General features: G+C 64.5%; 17 protein-coding genes and 1 tRNA gene. 7 read left to right on the forward strand and 11 right to left on the reverse strand.

Annotation, left to right across the window (positions count from 1 at the left end; all coding sequences use genetic code 11):
* Positions 1–245: 245 nt before the first annotated feature.
* The 3 genes from AC2ITM_RS15100 to AC2ITM_RS15110 form a co-directional block, all read right to left on the reverse strand.
* On the reverse strand, positions 246–1,217 hold the full coding sequence (locus AC2ITM_RS15100; protein ID WP_486467452.1) for a hypothetical protein: 972 nt from the start codon (positions 1,215–1,217) through the stop codon (positions 246–248).
* Entirely contained in the window at positions 1,210–2,394 is a 1,185-nt protein-coding gene (locus AC2ITM_RS15105; protein WP_486467453.1) for a tyrosine-type recombinase/integrase, read from the reverse strand. Before AC2ITM_RS15105 ends, AC2ITM_RS15100 begins: the two co-directional genes overlap by 8 nt.
* A gap of 148 nt (positions 2,395–2,542) precedes the next feature.
* Positions 2,543–2,632, reverse strand: a tRNA-Ser gene (locus tag AC2ITM_RS15110).
* Between the two features lie 255 nt (positions 2,633–2,887).
* On the opposite strand from AC2ITM_RS15110, the gene AC2ITM_RS15115 reads away from it, so the two are divergent.
* On the forward strand, positions 2,888–3,517 hold the full coding sequence (locus AC2ITM_RS15115) for a DUF1236 domain-containing protein (protein WP_486467454.1): 630 nt from the start codon (positions 2,888–2,890) through the stop codon (positions 3,515–3,517).
* A 69-nt stretch (positions 3,518–3,586) separates the two neighbouring features.
* On the opposite strand, the gene ychF is transcribed toward AC2ITM_RS15115, so the two are convergent.
* Positions 3,587–4,684, reverse strand: coding sequence for a redox-regulated ATPase YchF (gene ychF / locus AC2ITM_RS15120; RefSeq protein ID WP_486467455.1), 1,098 nt, complete (start codon positions 4,682–4,684; stop codon positions 3,587–3,589).
* A 104-nt stretch (positions 4,685–4,788) separates the two neighbouring features.
* Here ychF and AC2ITM_RS15125 point away from each other — a divergent pair, with 104 nt between their 5' ends.
* From AC2ITM_RS15125 to AC2ITM_RS15135, 3 genes are all read left to right on the forward strand, one after another.
* Entirely contained in the window at positions 4,789–5,202 is a 414-nt protein-coding gene (locus AC2ITM_RS15125; RefSeq protein ID WP_486467456.1) for a VOC family protein, read from the forward strand.
* A 111-nt stretch (positions 5,203–5,313) separates the two neighbouring features.
* Entirely contained in the window at positions 5,314–6,105 is a 792-nt protein-coding gene (trpA, locus tag AC2ITM_RS15130; RefSeq protein WP_486467457.1) for a tryptophan synthase subunit alpha, read from the forward strand.
* A 266-nt stretch (positions 6,106–6,371) separates the two neighbouring features.
* Positions 6,372–7,538, forward strand: a complete 1,167-nt coding sequence (locus tag AC2ITM_RS15135) for an alpha-hydroxy acid oxidase (RefSeq protein ID WP_486467458.1) — start codon at positions 6,372–6,374, stop codon at positions 7,536–7,538.
* Here the strand turns inward: AC2ITM_RS15135 and AC2ITM_RS15140 are convergent, their stop codons facing one another.
* Positions 7,539–8,288: a hypothetical protein gene (locus tag AC2ITM_RS15140; RefSeq protein ID WP_486467459.1), complete on the reverse strand. Its 750-nt coding sequence runs from the start codon at positions 8,286–8,288 to the stop codon at positions 7,539–7,541.
* 191 nt (positions 8,289–8,479) lie between these two features.
* Between AC2ITM_RS15140 and AC2ITM_RS15145 the strand changes: the two genes are divergently transcribed.
* From AC2ITM_RS15145 to AC2ITM_RS15155, 3 genes are all read left to right on the forward strand, one after another.
* Positions 8,480–9,088: a 50S ribosomal protein L25/general stress protein Ctc gene (locus AC2ITM_RS15145; protein WP_486467460.1), complete on the forward strand. Its 609-nt coding sequence runs from the start codon at positions 8,480–8,482 to the stop codon at positions 9,086–9,088.
* A 123-nt stretch (positions 9,089–9,211) separates the two neighbouring features.
* On the forward strand, positions 9,212–9,916 hold the full coding sequence (pth, locus tag AC2ITM_RS15150; RefSeq protein ID WP_486467461.1) for an aminoacyl-tRNA hydrolase: 705 nt from the start codon (positions 9,212–9,214) through the stop codon (positions 9,914–9,916).
* 79 nt (positions 9,917–9,995) lie between these two features.
* Positions 9,996–10,382: a DUF2237 family protein gene (locus tag AC2ITM_RS15155; RefSeq protein WP_486467462.1), complete on the forward strand. Its 387-nt coding sequence runs from the start codon at positions 9,996–9,998 to the stop codon at positions 10,380–10,382.
* 125 nt (positions 10,383–10,507) lie between these two features.
* Here the strand turns inward: AC2ITM_RS15155 and AC2ITM_RS15160 are convergent, their stop codons facing one another.
* The 6 genes from AC2ITM_RS15160 to rpsA form a co-directional block, all read right to left on the reverse strand.
* Positions 10,508–11,266, reverse strand: a complete 759-nt coding sequence (locus tag AC2ITM_RS15160; protein ID WP_486467463.1) for an ion transporter — start codon at positions 11,264–11,266, stop codon at positions 10,508–10,510.
* Positions 11,267–11,331: 65 nt separating this feature from the next.
* Complete coding sequence (gene trpB, locus AC2ITM_RS15165; protein ID WP_486467464.1) at positions 11,332–12,594, reverse strand: tryptophan synthase subunit beta; 1,263 nt, start codon at positions 12,592–12,594, stop codon at positions 11,332–11,334.
* Positions 12,595–12,769: 175 nt separating this feature from the next.
* Entirely contained in the window at positions 12,770–13,471 is a 702-nt protein-coding gene (locus AC2ITM_RS15170) for a phosphoribosylanthranilate isomerase (RefSeq protein ID WP_486467465.1), read from the reverse strand.
* 22 nt (positions 13,472–13,493) lie between these two features.
* Positions 13,494–13,835, reverse strand: a complete 342-nt coding sequence (locus tag AC2ITM_RS15175) for a lipopolysaccharide assembly protein LapA domain-containing protein (protein ID WP_486467466.1) — start codon at positions 13,833–13,835, stop codon at positions 13,494–13,496.
* Positions 13,835–14,119, reverse strand: coding sequence for an integration host factor subunit beta (ihfB, locus tag AC2ITM_RS15180; protein ID WP_160894396.1), 285 nt, complete (start codon positions 14,117–14,119; stop codon positions 13,835–13,837). The genes AC2ITM_RS15175 and ihfB overlap by 1 nt, the downstream gene beginning before the upstream one ends.
* A 317-nt stretch (positions 14,120–14,436) precedes the next feature.
* A complete protein-coding gene (gene rpsA, locus AC2ITM_RS15185) occupies positions 14,437–16,116 on the reverse strand; it encodes a 30S ribosomal protein S1 (protein ID WP_486467467.1) in 1,680 nt (559 codons plus the stop codon).
* Positions 16,117–16,184: the final 68 nt, after the last annotated feature.

The raw sequence follows: 16,184 nt of genomic DNA on the forward strand, positions 1-16,184 counted from the left end.
AGGGTTGAGTATTGGGGCGGCTTGGGCTTAGACTTCTGGTGCGCAAGAAATCAAAGCAAGGCTCCGCCCGGTGCGGGGTTTTGCTTTTCTGGCCTAGGCCACATCGCCTGGCGAAACGCGGTTCTCTTCAACATACGCGTTCAAATCAGCGCCATGATACTTCACACGCCTGCCAAATTTTAGGAAGGGAGGCCCGACCCTGCGGTGCCGCCATTGTGCCCGTTTTGATCGGGGCGCAATGATGTCTAGCTCTTCGTCAGCGTCATCATAGAGCCGGTTTCCATCGAACATTTCGTATAGCAAAGCAGATACTCCAGTCGCTTGTCGCTCATTGCTACTGAATTGATAGATTTCTGCTCTGGTGTCATGTTTTCGACCCAACCAACTTCCGAAAACAGAAGAGGTTGGTCTTCATCAAACTGGCTATTCTCGATCAGGCATTGACGGTAAAATCGCAAGTTCTCGTCAGTTTCAGGACGTCCCTTCGCCCGTCTCGCTCTGGCGTAAGTTTCTGTTTTCAAATTGATTGCTTCGTAAACTTCATCAAGGCAGCGACAGAATACACCGCTCAGGACGACGCTGCCATCAGCCACATACTTCCCGCAAGTTACTGGCTTCTTCAGGTAGTGTTCGTAGGCCGCTCGCAAAGCTAGGGCCACCCGGTCTGCGAGCGCATTCCCCCTATTTTGGTGCGGTGCCTGTAGCTCAAGATGAGCACGATAGGCGGAGACCAAACGATGAATTTTGGAACGAGGCTCGTTGAACAAGTCTACATCGAACATAAGGTTCCCGGGGGCCGGTATGCTCGTCAAGATGGCTGCCAGGTTCTGACGAAAAGCTGAGACATCTCCCGAGGAGTTCGCGCCACCCAGCCACACCTCCTCTCCATGCAAGATCTGCTCGGCACGTTTGAGAGCGTCGATAGCCTTCTTTGTTACATCTTTGCCATGCTGAGACTTGTCGAGATACCAAATAGGCCCCTCGTCATCGTTATAAATCAGGCTCGCAGCGAAATATGACTCGGCGCAGACAAGTGGAATACGAAGGTACTCTTCAAGGATATCGTCTATCAGCTTCACTTTTTCTGCGTGGGCTTGCCGGTAGGGATTTACGTCCGGAACTGAAAAATGAGCCTTATACGCGCTCCAGCGTCGGCGAGCCGTGCGAGTGCGTTTCTCGCGCGATATCCGCCGGAACCGTGCCTCCTGGTCATCCATCCGCGGTACCTCCATGAACATGCTCACACCATTCTGACATCAGCACGCGGCGACGTTGAAGGAGATCAGATCGCGCATAAGCCCTCTCGACTTCGGACCCAACCTTGTGGCCCAAACTCAGTTCAGCGACCTCGCGCGGATGGTTGCCAACCTCGGCTGCCCAATCCCGAAACGCAGAGCGGAACCCATGGACAGTCACATCCTCGATCTTCATCCGCCGCAAAAGCATCAACATGGACATGTTGGAGAGGGGTTTGTGGCGGCGTTGTCCCTCAAAAACGCAGTTGGCACGAAGCGCCTTGAGCGGATCGATGATCTCCAGCATTTGGGCAGTTAACGGGACGCGATGCTCTGAGCCCGTTTTGGTTCGCGCTTCGGGTATCGCCCAAGTCAGCTCATCGAAGTCGAACTCTTCCCAAACCGCTTGAAGGACTTCGCTGGTCCGGCATCCTGTCAGGCAGGTGAACATCAATGCCTTAGCCGCCATGCCGCTTTGCCGAGATAGCTGGCCGTAGAACGCCGGGACGTCCTGCCACCGCATGGCATTGTGGTGCTTCACCTTGGCCTTCACGCGCGGCAGGACACGAGCGTCCATGACGACCGTCACGGGATTCTCGCCTTCACGGAAGCCGCGTGAGCGGGCGACGTCCAGAACCGCCTTCATGCGTTGTGCGACACGACGAGCGGTCTCATGCTTCTCGGTCCAGATAGGAGAGAGGACTTGCAAGACTTCTGGCTGATCAATCTCAGACACAGGCAAGCGGCCGATCTTGGGGAAGGCGTAATCTGCGAGCGTGTTGATCCACTGCTGGCCGTGCTTCGGGTTCTTCCAGGTCGGCAGACGCTCGATATGGACCTGCCGTGCGACCTCCTCGAAGCATGGCACCTCCTTGTCGCGATGGTACTTCGGGTTCAACCCCTGCTTGGCGAGGCGTCGGTATTCAAGCGCTCGCTCACGGGCGACCGTCAGGGTGATGATGTCAGCGCCGCCGAGGCCGAAGTCCGTTCGATTGGGCTTGCCCTGGCGATTGCGCTGCCCCTTCACTGTGACGCGCACGATCCAGCGGCGAGCGCCGGACGGGTCGACGACAAGGTAGAGGCCATTGCCGTCGCCGTGCCGCCCCGGGCCGAGGGTGCGGACGAGATTCTTGGTCAGTTTGCCAGAGGTGTAGGCCATCGGACGTACCACCTTTCATACCACGGAACGAACAGAACCGAGCGCAATCGAAGTGAAACGAACGCAATCAACGAACGAGAATAAGCGCATAAGTCCATAGACTTATACGCTATCAAGCGCCCCAAGGCCATTCAATGAAAATGGTAGGTGGCGGAGACGAAGGGATTCGAACCCTCGAGACGGTTACCCGTCTGCACCCTTAGCAGGGGTGTGCCTTCGACCACTCGGCCACGTCTCCGTCGACCCGTATATTGGGCACACGAAGCTGAAACAAGGCCGAAAACCAGCGATCCGAAAAAATTTCGCCCTGCCCTCAGGGCAGCCGGATCACCCTTTGATTTCCGTAACAATCGTGAACGATCCAGCCCCGGCTTCGGCGGATTTCCACACCTGCCCCCCGTTGCATTCGGAACCTCGAAGGCGTCACACCGGTTCTCTTCCCATGCACGGGCCGCGCCGCGGCGCCGCCCAGGGAACACCAAGGAGACTTCTTATGTTCGCCAAGATCGCAGGCCTCAGCGCCCTGGCCATCATGACCGCCACCGGCGCCATGGCCGCCACCAGTGCCACCGCCACCACCGACCTCAACATGCGCTCCGCGCCCGGCACCCAGGCCAGCGTCGTCGGGGTGATCCCTGGCAATGCCTCGGTCGTGGTCGAGCAATGCGCCAGCCAGCTGTCGTGGTGCAAGGTCGATTACAACGGCCGCCAGGGCTGGGCCTACAGCGCCTATCTCAGCGCCTCGCTGGACGACAAACCGGTGATCGTGCACGATAATGTCCAGCGCCTGCGCCTGAAGACGGTCGAGGTGCAGCCCGATCATCCGCATCCCTATGACCATGACGCCTCGGGTGCCCCGATGGCCCTGCGGATGCCGCCGCCGCCCCGCGGCCCGGCCCCCGACGGCCATGACATGCGTCCGCCGCGCCCCGATGTCACCTATATCGAACAGCACCCCACGAAGCAGGTCTACCTGGAAGGCGAAGTCGTCCGTGGCGCCGGCATTCCCCAGGGCGTGCAGCTGACCCGCATCCCCGACAGCCACTACAGCTATGTCTACGTGAACGGCGTCCCCGTGCTGGTCGACAACAACCGCACCATCGTCGAGATCGTGCACCAGTAACCCGCCCCCGAAAACGCAGAAAGGCCCGCCAACCGGCGGGCCTTTTCGCACCTTCAGGGCAACGCCCGATCAGGTGTTGAACAGGAAGTGCAGCACATCGCCATCCTTGACGATGTAGCTCTTGCCCTCGGAGCGCATCTTGCCCGCTTCCTTGGCCCCCTGCTCGCCCTTGCCGGCGACGTAATCGACATAGGCGATGGTCTCGGCGCGGATGAAGCCGCGTTCGAAATCGCCGTGGATGACGCCGGCGGCCTGCGGCGCACCGGTGCCCTGCTTGATCGTCCAGGCGCGCGCTTCCTTCGGACCGACGGTAAAGTAGGTCTCAAGGTGCAGCAGGTCGTAGCCGGCGCGGATCAGACGATCCAGGCCCGCCTCTTCCAGGCCCATCTCACCCAGGAACATCTCGGCCTCTTCGGCATCAAGCTGAGAGATCTCTTCCTCGATCCGGGCCGAGATCAGCACGCTGCCCGCGCCCTGTTCGGCGGCCATCTTCTCGACCGCGGCCGAGAAGGCGTTGCCCTTGGCCGCGTCTTCCTCGTTGACGTTGCAAACGTACAGAACCGGCTTCGAGGTCAGAAGCTGCAGCATCTTCCACGCCTTCAGGTCCTCGGCGTCGATGGCCACGGTGCGCGCCGGACGGCCATCCTCGATGGCGGCCTGGGCGGCGGCCAGCAGGCGGTCCTGCTGCTGGGCTTCCTTGTCGTTGCCCTTGAGCTTGCGCACCAGGTTGGCGCGGCGCTTTTCGATGCTTTCCAGATCGGCCAGCATCAGCTCGGTCTCGATCACCTCGGCATCGGCCACCGGATCGACGCGGCCTTCCACGTGGGTGATGTCGCCGTCTTCAAAGCAGCGCAGCACATGGGCGATGGCGTCGGTCTCGCGGATGTTGGCCAGGAACTGGTTGCCCAGGCCCTCGCCCTTCGAGGCGCCCTTCACCAGGCCCGCGATGTCCACGAAGGTCATCCGCGCGGGAATGATGCTGCGGCTGCCGGCGATCTCGGCCAGCACGTCCAGACGCTTGTCCGGCACGTTGACCTCGCCCACGTTGGGTTCGATCGTGCAGAACGGAAAGTTCGCCGCCTGCGCCGCCGCCGTGCGCGTCAGCGCGTTGAAAAGCGTCGATTTGCCGACGTTCGGCAGACCGACGATACCCATTTTGAAGCCCATGGCCTGCTCCTTTCGCCGTTTTGCGCGTCATAGAGGGCGCAGAGAGACGCCGCAAGGCGAAGCTGCTACACTGGTCACCCGCAGACCGTGAAAGGAGGCCCCCGATGGCCATCTACCTGTTCTTCGACGGCACCGCCCGCGCGGCGATCGCGCTTTACACCCGGCTGCTGGGCGCCCAGCTCGAAGCCCTCCAGAGCTTCGCCGAGATGCCCGGCGACACCCCCCTGCCCGAGGGTACGGCCGACCGGGTGATGCATGCGCGGCTGCGTCTTGGCGAACAGGTGATCATGATCTCGGACACGTTCGATCCGGCAACGCGCACCAGCTACAGCGGCTTCACGATGCAGCTTGACCGCACGGATCCCGACGAGGCCGCAAGCCTTTTTGCACAGCTCTCCGAGGGCGGCCAGATCACCATGCCCTTCGGCCCGACCTTCTGGGCGGCGGGCTTTGGCACCTGCACCGACCGCTTCGGCATCCCCTGGATGATCAACTGCGACCGCGCCCCCGGCACCTGACCCGCCGCTTTGCGCAAATGCGGCCAAGGCCCCGGAAGGGGCCGCCCTGCGCTCTTGCTCTTCGTCCCGGTTTCCGCCAAACCCTCAGGCAAAATCGGGGAAGGACCGCACATGAGCCGCATCGACGCCAGGTTTGCCGAACTCAAGGAACAGGGCCGCAAGGGCTTCGTCGCCTATATCATGGCCGGCGACCCGGACGAGGCGAAGGCCCTAGAGATCATGAAGGGCCTGCCCGCCGCCGGCGTCGACGTGATCGAGCTGGGCCTGCCCTTCACCGACCCGATGGCCGACGGCCCGACGATCCAGCTGGCCGGCCAGCGCGCCCTGGATGCGGGCATGACGCTGCCCAAGACCCTCGCCATGGCCAAGGCCTTCCGCGAAACCGACCAGAAGACGCCGATCGTCATGATGGGCTATTACAACCCGATCTATTCCCGCGGCGTCGACCGTTTCCTGGCCGAGGCGAAAGAGGCCGGCATCGACGGCCTGATCGTGGTCGACCTGCCCCCCGAGGAAGACGAAGAGCTCTGCCTGCCCGCCCAGGCCGCCGGCATCAACTTCATCCGCCTGGCAACCCCCACGACCGATGACCGGCGCCTGCCGAAAGTGCTGCAGAACACCTCGGGCTTCGTCTACTATGTCTCGGTGACGGGCATCACCGGCGCCGCAGCGGCACAATCCGACGCCATCGCCCCCGAAGTTGCCCGCATCAAGGCCGGAACCGACCTGCCGGTGATCGTGGGCTTCGGCGTGCGCACCCCCGAAACGGCCCATGACGTCGCAAGCGTCGCCGACGGCTGCGTCGTGGGCTCGGCCATCGTGAACGAGATTGCCCAGGGCAAGTCCACCGAAGATGTGCTCTCCTTCGTGGCGGCTCTTGCGGCCGGTGCGCATTCCGCATGATCCCGCCGTGGCGGGGGCTCTGCCCCCGTCTCCTGCGGAGACTCCCCCGGAGTATTTGTGGTCAGATGATGAAGAACCGGTTCTTTCATCTGACCACAAATACTCCGGGGGGTGAATTAAGCCGGAGGCTCAAGAGGGGGGCAGAGCCCCCCTTCTTTCGTTCCCGACAGCGGCAAACCTGTGTTCGCCGCATCCGGTCAAGGCCGGGCTTGTGACACGATGGCACGATTGGTAAGAAATACTAACCGCATTCCGAGGAGCCCGCCATGCCCGTCATCACCTGCATTGACGACCTGAAGCGCCTGCACAAGCGACGCACGCCAAAGATGTTCTACGACTATGCCGAAAGCGGCTCCTGGACCGAGCAGACCTTCCGCGAGAACACCTCGGATTTTGAGAAGATCCGCCTGCGGCAGCGCGTTGCGGTCGACATGTCGAACCGGACGCTGGCCTCGAAGATGATCGGGCAGGATGTCGCCATGCCGGTGGCGCTGGCCCCTGTCGGGCTGACCGGCATGCAGCGCGCCGATGGCGAGATCAAGGCCGCCCGCGCCGCCGAGGCCTTCGGCGTGCCCTTCACCCTGTCCACCATGTCGATCTGCTCGATCGAGGACGTGGCCGAGCATACCACCCGCCCCTTCTGGTTCCAGCTTTATACCGTGAAGGACCAGGATTACCTGCGGCGGCTGATCCAGCGGGCCAAGGATGCGAAATGTTCCGCCCTGGTGATCACCCTCGACCTGCAGATCCTGGGCCAACGCCACAAGGACCTGAAGAACGGCCTGTCAGCACCGCCGAAGCTGACGCCCGCGGTTATGGCGGATCTTGCGACCAAGTGGACCTGGGGGCTGGAGATGCTGGCCACCAAGCGCCGCAGCTTCGGCAATATCGTCGGCCATGCACAGGGCGTCACCGATCCGTCCTCGCTGTTCTCGTGGACGGCCGAGCAGTTCGATCCCCAGCTTGACTGGAAGAAGATCGAAGAGATCAAGAACCTCTGGGGCGGCAAGGTGATCCTGAAGGGGATCCTGGACCCCGAGGACGCCAAGATGGCCGCCAAAGTCGGCTGTGACGCGATCCTGGTATCGAACCACGGCGGCCGGCAGCTGGATGGCGCGATCAGCACCATCCGGGCGCTGGACCCGATCCTGCAGGCCGTCGGCGGCGAGGTCGAGGTGCATCTCGACAGCGGCATCCGCTCGGGGCAGGACGTGCTGAAGGCGCTTGCCATGGGGGCCACCGGCACCTTTATCGGGCGCTCGTTTATCTATGGCCTGGGCGCCAATGGCGAGGACGGCGTGCGCACCGCGCTGGAGATCATCGCCAAGGAGATGGACATCTCGATGGCGCTGTGCGGCAAGCGCGACATCAAGGATGTCGACCGCGACTGCCTGCAGATCCCGGAGGGGTTCTCGGGGCGCTGGCAGGGCTGATCAGGCGGGGAAGATCCGCGCCATCTCGGCCTCGAACCGCGCCCAGGTGATCCCGGCGCGGTTCTGCCCCACCCCGTCATAGCGCGAGCGTCCGCTGCGGGTCGGCAGGCCCGCCCAGATGCCCGCGAGGTTCTCCATGAAACGGGTGCGCGGCAGGCTGCCCGAAAGGAAGTCCTGCAGCCCGGCCTGGATCAGCAGCAGGTCCGCCAGCCGGTCCTGCAGCTGCGGAGAAAACCGCGTCTGCGGCGGCACGCCCAGGGCTTGCAGCAGGTCCTCCAGCGTCGAGGGGATGAACTGGTAGCGGCCGATGGCATGGTCCTGGCCGGGGGTTTCGGCGATCCAGCGGCGGATCTCGGCGATGGAAAGCTGCGTGGGCGGCGCCTTGGGCGGACGGGTGGCGGAATAGACCACGGCGTCATAGCCTGCCGGTCCGGCCTCGACCCGGGCGATCAGGTGGCGGAGTTTCTCGACCGGGGTGCCGGGGGGCAGCGGCTGCGCATGGCGCGGCTCGGGGGCCGGGCGCGGCGCCATCTGGAACAGCCCCCCCACCGCGCGGCCGGCGAACAGGCTGGCGCCGCCCGGCGCGCCGGATCCGGGCCGGTCCGGCAGCAGCGGCGCGGCCGCGGCGGGAAACAGCGCCCCCTCGCCTGCAGCCAGCGGCAGGACGGAGGAGGCGCGCACCACGCCCGCAGGCGGCAGCCACAGGAGCAGACCCACCAGGCCCGCCGCGAGCGTCTTGCTTCGTGTCATTGCAACCTTCTGCCGAATGATCCACCGTCGAGACTGCCAGCCACCGGTTGAGATTCGGTTGTCCCGGTCGGGAAATTCCCGTCCTGCGGGCGGGGGGCCCTTCCCTTGCGGGAAGAATCCGTGTAAGCGCGCGTGACTTGAACGCGGGCATACAGCCTTGGAGGATGCCCGCCCCATTTAGGAGATACAAAATGGCTGGAGAAATTCCTGATCTCGTGGCCGAGGTTCGTGCGGGGACGGGCAAGGGCGCCGCTCGCGCAGCTCGTCGTGCTGGCATGGTTCCCGGTGTGGTCTACGGTGGCGACGCCGAGCCCGTCTCGATCCAACTGCCGTTCAACGACCTGCTGAAGCGCCTCAAGCAGGGCCGCTTCCTGGCAACGCTGTTCAACCTGAAGGTCGAAGGCCAGGAAGACGTCCGCGTCATCTGCCGCGGCGTTCAGCGCGATGTCGTCAAGGATCTGCCGACCCACGTCGACTTCCTGCGCCTGCGTCGCACCACCCGCGTCAACCTGCACATCCCCGTCGAGTTCATCAACCACGCAGCCGCCCCCGGCCTGAAGCGTGGCGGTGTGCTGACCGTGGTGCGTGCCGACGTCGACCTGTCGGTCGTGGCCGGTGACATCCCCGAACACATCTATGTCGACCTGACCGGCAAGCAGATCGGTGACACCATCACCATCAGCCAGGTCGAGCTGCCGGAAGGCGTCAAGCCGACCATCGAGCGCGACTTCGTGATCGCCAACATCACCGCACCGTCGGGCCTGTCGGCAGCCGCCGATGACGAGGCAGAAGAGGCCTGAGGCCCCTTCCCTTCGGGATGAAATCAGACGGCCTCCGGCATCCGCCGGGGGCCGTTTTTCCTTGCCCTGCTGGACCATCGGGCCATTCCCGGCTAGGTCAGGGGCAATCCTGCGGAGGTCCCCATGCTGCTTTTCACCGGCCTTGGAAATCCTGGCGAGAAATACGCCGGCAACCGTCACAACATCGGCTTCATGGCGCTGGACCGGATCGCTTCGGACCACGGCTTTTCGCCCTGGCGGGCGAAATTCCAGGGCGAGGTCGCCGAGGGGAGGCTGGGCAGCCAGAAGGTTCTGTTGCTCAAGCCCATGACCTACATGAACAATTCAGGTCAGTCCGTGGGCGAGGCGCTGCGGTTCTGGAAGCTGGGGCCCGATGCGCTGACGGTCTTCCATGACGAGCTGGACCTGGCGCCGGGCAAGTGCCGCGTCAAGCAGGGCGGCGGTCACGCGGGGCACAACGGGTTGCGCTCGATCCACCAGCATGTCGGGGCCGAATATCAGCGCGTGCGGCTGGGCATCGGCCATCCGGGTCACAAGGACCGGGTCGCGGGCTATGTGCTGGCGGATTTCGCCAAGGCCGAGCAGACCTGGCTGGATGATCTGCTGCGGGGGATCTCGGACGGGGCGGCGGCGCTGGCGGCAGGCGATGCGGCAAAATTCCAGAACGCGGTGGCGCTGCGGGTCAGCCCGCCGCGCAGCTCGGGCGGCAATGCCGGTCCGGCGCCGCGGAGCGAAACGCCGAAGACCGCCCCCGCCGCCGAGCCGCAGGCAGATGCGGCACCGGACGGGCGCTCGCCGCTGGAGAAGCTGCGCGACCGGTTCCGCTGAAAGGTCGCAGCGAGGCGCCTCGCGATTTCCTGCGATATATGATAGGGTTGGGGTTCGTGGTCCTTGCAGGAGACCAGCCATGACCCCCAAAGCCCCTTCCGTGAACGTGCTGGGCAGTACGCTAGAGCCCTGTTCGCGGGCGCCTGTCACCGGCTATTTCCGGGACGGCCATTGCAACACCTGCGCCGAGGATACCGGCAGCCACACCGTCTGCGCGGTGATGACGGACGAGTTCCTGGCGTTTTCCAAATATGTCGGCAACGACCTGACGACGCCGCGGCCCGAGTTCCAGTTCCTCGGGCTGAAGTCGGGGGACCGCTGGTGCCTGTGCGCGGCGCGTTTCCTGCAGGCCCATGACGAGGGCTGCGCGCCGCTGGTGCGGCTGGAGGCCACCCATGCGCGGGCGCTGGAGGTGGTGCCGATGGAGGTGCTGCAGCTTTATTCCGAAGACCCGGCGCAGGGTTGAGCCGGTCTGCGGTGTCAGACGGGGTGCGGGGTGGACGGGGTGTGGGGGCGCTGCCCCCTCTTGCGCCTGCGGCGCAATTCACCCCCGGAGTATTTTCGGCCAGATGACAGGGAACCGGGCGGCGCCTAGCTGCTGCCTTCGGTGCGGATGTGGATCGTCGTGCCGCAGTGCTTGCAGTGCACCGCATCGAAATCGTGCAACACCAGGCCGCAGACCTGGCATTCCTGGCGCACCTTCGAGGGGCGGATCAGCACCTGCAGCAGCCGCAGGAACAGCGTCACCCCGAAGATCATCACCGCCACCGACAGCAGATGGCCGCTGGTGCCCTTGAGGGTGATGTCGCCGAAGCCCGTGGTGGTCAGCGTGGTGACGGTGAAATAGAGCGCATCGGCATAGTTGCGGATGTCCGGGTTCACCCCTTCCTGGGTGGCGTAGATCAGCCCCGTCATGATGAAGAGGAAGACGCCGAGGTTGAGCGTGGCGTGGATGATGTCCTCGTTCCGGCGGAACAGGCTGAAATCCTGCCGCAGGCGCGCCAGAAGCTGGTAGCTGCGCAACAGCCGCAGTGTCCGCAGGACCCGCAGGAAGCCGAGCGCCTCGCCGGTGACGGGGGCCAGGAACGACAGGATCGCCGCCAGGTCCGCCCAGGTCGCCGGGCGCAGCAGGTGACGGGGGTGGGGTTCGATCCACAGGCGCGCCAGCACGTCGATCGTGATCAGCAGGCCAAGGGCGAGGTCGGCGGCCTCCATCCAGGGGGCGCGCGGCAGGAAAGAGGTGACGATGACGAAGAGCACCGTGCCGAGGTCGAAGGCCAGCAGCCCGTAGCGGAAGCGGTGGGCTGCGGGGCTGTCGCCCTCGTAGAGCGCGTGGAGGCGTTTGAGCATGGATCCCCTGGAGATGCGAAGGGCCCCGGCGATGCGGGGCCCTGCAGGTTCTAGCGCGGATCGGATCAGTCGGCAGTGCGGCCTTCGGACGCCATGCCGGTATCGCCCATGTCGAAGCCGAGGTATTTCGCCACGGTGAAGATGTCCTTGTCGCCACGGCCGCACATGTTCATGACGATGATGTGGTCCTTGGGCAGGGTCGGCGCGATCTTGATCACATGGGCCAGGGCGTGGCTGGGTTCCAGCGCGGGGATGATGCCCTCGGTCCGGCAGGCGACCTGGAAGGCGGCGAGCGCCTCCTTGTCGGTGATCGAGACATATTCGGCGCGGCCCACGTCATGCAGCCAGGCATGTTCCGGGCCGATGCCCGGGTAATCGAGACCGGCCGAGATCGAGGAGCCTTCCAGGATCTGGCCGTCTTCGTCCTGCAGCAGGTAGGTGCGGTTGCCGTGCAGCACGCCGGGGCGGCCGCCGGTCAGCGAGGCGCAGTGCTGCATCGTCTCGTCGACGCCCTTGCCACCGGCCTCGACGCCGATGATGCGGACCGAAGGATCGTTCAGGAACGGGTAGAACAGGCCGATGGCATTCGAGCCGCCGCCGATCGCCGCGACCACGGTGTCGGGCAGACGGCCCTCGCCTTCCTGTTCGGCAAGCTGCCAGCGGACTTCCTTGCCGATGATCGACTGGAAGTCACGCACCATCGCCGGATAGGGATGCGGGCCCGCGGCCGTGCCGATGCAGTAGAAAGTGTCCTTGACGTTGGTCACCCAGTCGCGCAGCGCGTCGTTCATCGCATCCTTCAGCGTGCCGCGGCCGGAACGCACGGGGATCACCTCGGCGCCCAGCAGGCGCATGCGGAAGACGTTGGGGGCCTGGCGTTCCACGTCATGGGCGCCCATGTAGACCACGCATTTCAGGCCGAACTTGGCGCAGACCGTCGCGGTGGCGACGCCGTGCTGGCCGGCACCGGTTTCCGCCAGGATCCGCGTCTTGCCCATGCGGCGCGCCAGGATGATCTGGCCCAGCACGTTGTTGATCTTGTGGGCGCCGGTGTGGTTCAGCTCGTCCCGCTTGAAGTAGATCTTGGCGCCGCCCAGTTCCTCGGTCAGGCGGGGGGCGAAGTAGAGCGGGCTGGGGCGGCCGACGTAATGTTTCCACAGGTCGTCCATCTCGGCCCAGAAGGTGGGGTCGGTCTTTGCCTTCTCGAACTCGGCCTCCAGGTCGAGGATCAGCGGCATCAGGGTTTCCGACACGAACCGGCCGCCGAAGGTGCCGAAACGCCCCTTCTCGTCCGGGCCGGTCATGAAGCTGTTGAAGAGATCGTCCATGAGAGCCTCCTGCGCGCGATGGTGGGCAAGCTGTAGCGTCACGGGTCCCGATGGGCAAGCCGGGCGGGACCTGCCGAAGCCGGTGGGGCGGTGTTGCCGGGGGGGGTCAGGGGGCGCTGCCCCCGTCGCGGCGGGGCCGCGACTCCCCCGGCATATTTGCGGAAAGATGAAAGCGTCAGAGACGCGGCACGGCCGGAGCGGTGGCGGCGCTGACGAAGGCCTGGATGCGGGACGCGTCCTTCTGGCCGGGGGCGCCTTCGACCCCGGAGGAGACATCGACCTGGGTGGCGCCGGTCAGGCGGATCGCCTCGGCGACGTTGTCGGGCGTGAGGCCGCCGGCCAGCATCCAGGGACGCGGCCAGCGGTAGCCCGCCAGCAGGCGCCAGTCGAAGGCCAGGCCATTGCCGCCCGGCAGATGCGCGGTCTTCGGTGGCTTGGCATCGACCAGGATCTGGTCGGCCACCTGGGCATAGAGGGCGATGCGGGACAGGTCCCCGGGGTCGGCGATGCCCACCGCCTTCATCACCGGCAGGCCGGTGCGGGCGCGGATCTCGGCCACGCGTTCGGGAGTTTCCTGGCCGTGCAGCTGGATCATGTCGAGCGGCACCTCGGCATGGACCGCATCGATCAGCGCATCGCCCGCATCGACCAGCAGGGCGACCTTCGCCAGGCCCACGGGGGCCTCGAGCGCCAGCGCCCTGGCCGTGTCGATCGAGATGTTGCGGGGGCTTTTGGGGAAGAACACCAGGCCCATGTAGGCCGCACCGGCACCGGCGGTGGCCGCGACGTCCTCGGGGCGGGTCAGGCCACAGATCTTCACACGGACGGGGCCCCCGGCCTTGGGGGCCGAGGGCGAGGGATCGATCAGGACGGGCATGTGCCGGTGTCTTTCGTAATCGTCAGTCGAGGAGAGCCAGGACCTCGTCCTTGCCCTTGTGTTTTTCGCCCTTCAGGCGGCGCACTTCGCGCTGCAGCTTGGAGGCTTCGCGGCCCTGGCGGCGGGCTTCGGCGCGGTGCTTGTGTTCGCGCATCCATTCCCAGAAGAAGCCGATCAGCAGCCCCACCAGGATGCCCAGCACGATCACCACGAACAGCGGCATGCTGACCGACTGGTTCAGGCCGATGATATCGGCCAGGCCCTGCGGCAGCAGGGTCAGCGTGACCATCTGGCGGTTGCCGAGCGCGATCGAGATCAGCACGATGGCCAGGACGGCCAGGAAGGCGGCACGAATGTATTTCATCAGGCGTTTCCGTTCAGTCGGTCGCGCAGCAGCTTGCCGGTCTTGAAGAAGGGCACGTGCTTTTCTTCGACGTCCACGGCTTCACCGGTGCGCGGGTTGCGGCCCGTGCGGGCGTCACGCTGCTTCACCGAGAATGCGCCGAAGCCGCGCAGCTCGACGCGGTTTCCCTTGGCCATCGCCTCGGTGATCTCTTCGAAAATGGTGTTCACGATCCGCTCGACATCGCGCTGGTAGAGGTGCGGATTTTCGTCGGCAATCTTCTGGATCAGTTCAGAACGGATCATCTGTCTCAGTCTCCCCCGAGGCCTGGTTCGGTCTTTCACCTGTCAGGACTATATGAGCTTTCTTTTCGTCCGGGAACATCCTCTTGCGCCGCAGACCCCTGGAATCCGCAAGAAAAACCATACCTTCGGCGGTTTCCCCGGCGTCGAACGCCCGTGCATTGCGCGAAGCCCTGCCGATTTCCGCCAGTCGGACCGGAGGGCGTGATGATTCGCAATGATTTCAACCCCCTGCCCCGCGCCCCTGGCGGGGCAAAACAAAACGGCCCCGGGGATGCACCCCGGGGCCGTTCCGTTGACTTGCGTCAGGCGGGATCGCCTCAGTTGTCGCCCTTCAGGGCTGCGCTGAGGATATCGCCCAGCGACGCGCCGGAGTCGGAGGAACCGTACTGTTCGACGGCCTCTTTCTCTTCCGCGATCTCGCGGGCCTTGATCGACAGGCCCAGGCGGCGCGAACGCGAGTCGACGTTGGTGACGCGAACGTCGACCTTGTCGCCCATGTTGAAACGCTCGGGGCGCTGGTCGGCGCGGTCGCGCGACAGGTCGGAGCGGCGGATGAAGGACTTCATGCCTTCATATTCCACTTCGATGCCGCCTTCTTCGATGGCGGTGACGTTGACGGTGATGATGTCACCGCGCTTCACGCCGCCAACCGCTTCAGCGAACTTGTCGCCACCGACGTTCTTGATCGAGAGCGAGATGCGCTCTTTCTCGATGTCGACTTCGGAGACAACGGCCGAAACCATGTCGCCCTTGCGGTAGTTCTGGATGGCGTCTTCGCCCCGCTCGTCCCAGGACAGGTCCGACAGGTGGACCATGCCGTCGATGTCGCCCGGCAGGCCGACGAACAGACCGAATTCGGTGATGTTCTTGACTTCGCCTTCGACAACGGTGCCCTCGGGGTGGGTCTCGGAGAAGACTTCCCACGGGTTGCGCATGGTCTGCTTGAGGCCCAGCGACACGCGGCGCTTGGCCTGGTCGATTTCCAGGACCATGACGTCGACTTCCTGGCTGGTCGAGACGATCTTGCCGGGGTGGACGTTCTTCTTGGTCCAGGACATCTCGGAGACGTGGACCAGACCTTCGACACCGGGCTCCAGCTCGACGAACGCGCCGTAGTCGGTGATGTTGGTCACGCGGCCCGAATGGACCGAGGACAGCGGGTACTTGGCGGCAACCAGATCCCACGGATCTTCCTGCAGCTGCTTCATGCCCAGGCTGATACGGTGGGTGTCCTTGTTGATCTTGATGACCTGGACCTTGACGGTCTCGCCGATCGACAGGATCTCGGACGGGTGGTTGACACGGCGCCATGCCATGTCGGTGACGTGCAGCAGGCCGTCCACACCGCCCAGGTCGACGAAGGCGCCGTACTCGGTGATGTTCTTGACGACGCCCTCGACAGCCTGGCCTTCGGTCAGGTTGGCGATGACTTCAGCGCGCTGCTCGGCACGCGATTCTTCCAGGATCGCACGACGCGAGACAACGATGTTGCCACGGCGACGGTCCATTTTCAGGATCTGGAAGGGCTGCTTCAGACCCATCAGCGGGCCGGCGTCGCGCACGGGGCGGACATCGACCTGCGAGCCGGGCAGGAAGGCAACGGCGCCGCCCAGGTCGACCGTGAAGCCGCCCTTGACGCGACCGAAGATCGCACCGTCGACGCGCTGGTCGTCGGCATATGCTTTTTCCAGGCGGTCCCATGCTTCTTCGCGGCGGGCCATCTCGCGCGAGATGACGGCTTCGCCACGGGCGTTCTCGGCAGCGCGAAGGTAAACTTCGACTTCGTCGCCGACAGCGATTTCAGGGGCTTCGCCGGGGTTTGCGAATTCTTTCAGATCAACGCGGCCTTCCATCTTGTAGCCGACGTCGATGATGGCCTGGCCCGCTTCGATCGCGATCACCTTGCCACGGACAACCGAACCTTCGTTCGGAGTGTCGATTTCGAAGCTTTCTTGCAGGAGGGCTTCGAATTCCTCCATCGTGGTGTTCTGAGCCATGAGGTCTCTGGGTTCCTAACTATGTGCTATACTGGCCGAGCGGTTGTCTCCGCCGGTCTTGGAATTGG

The sequence above is a fragment of the Pseudooceanicola sp. NS-SX9 genome (genome assembly GCF_057380705.1).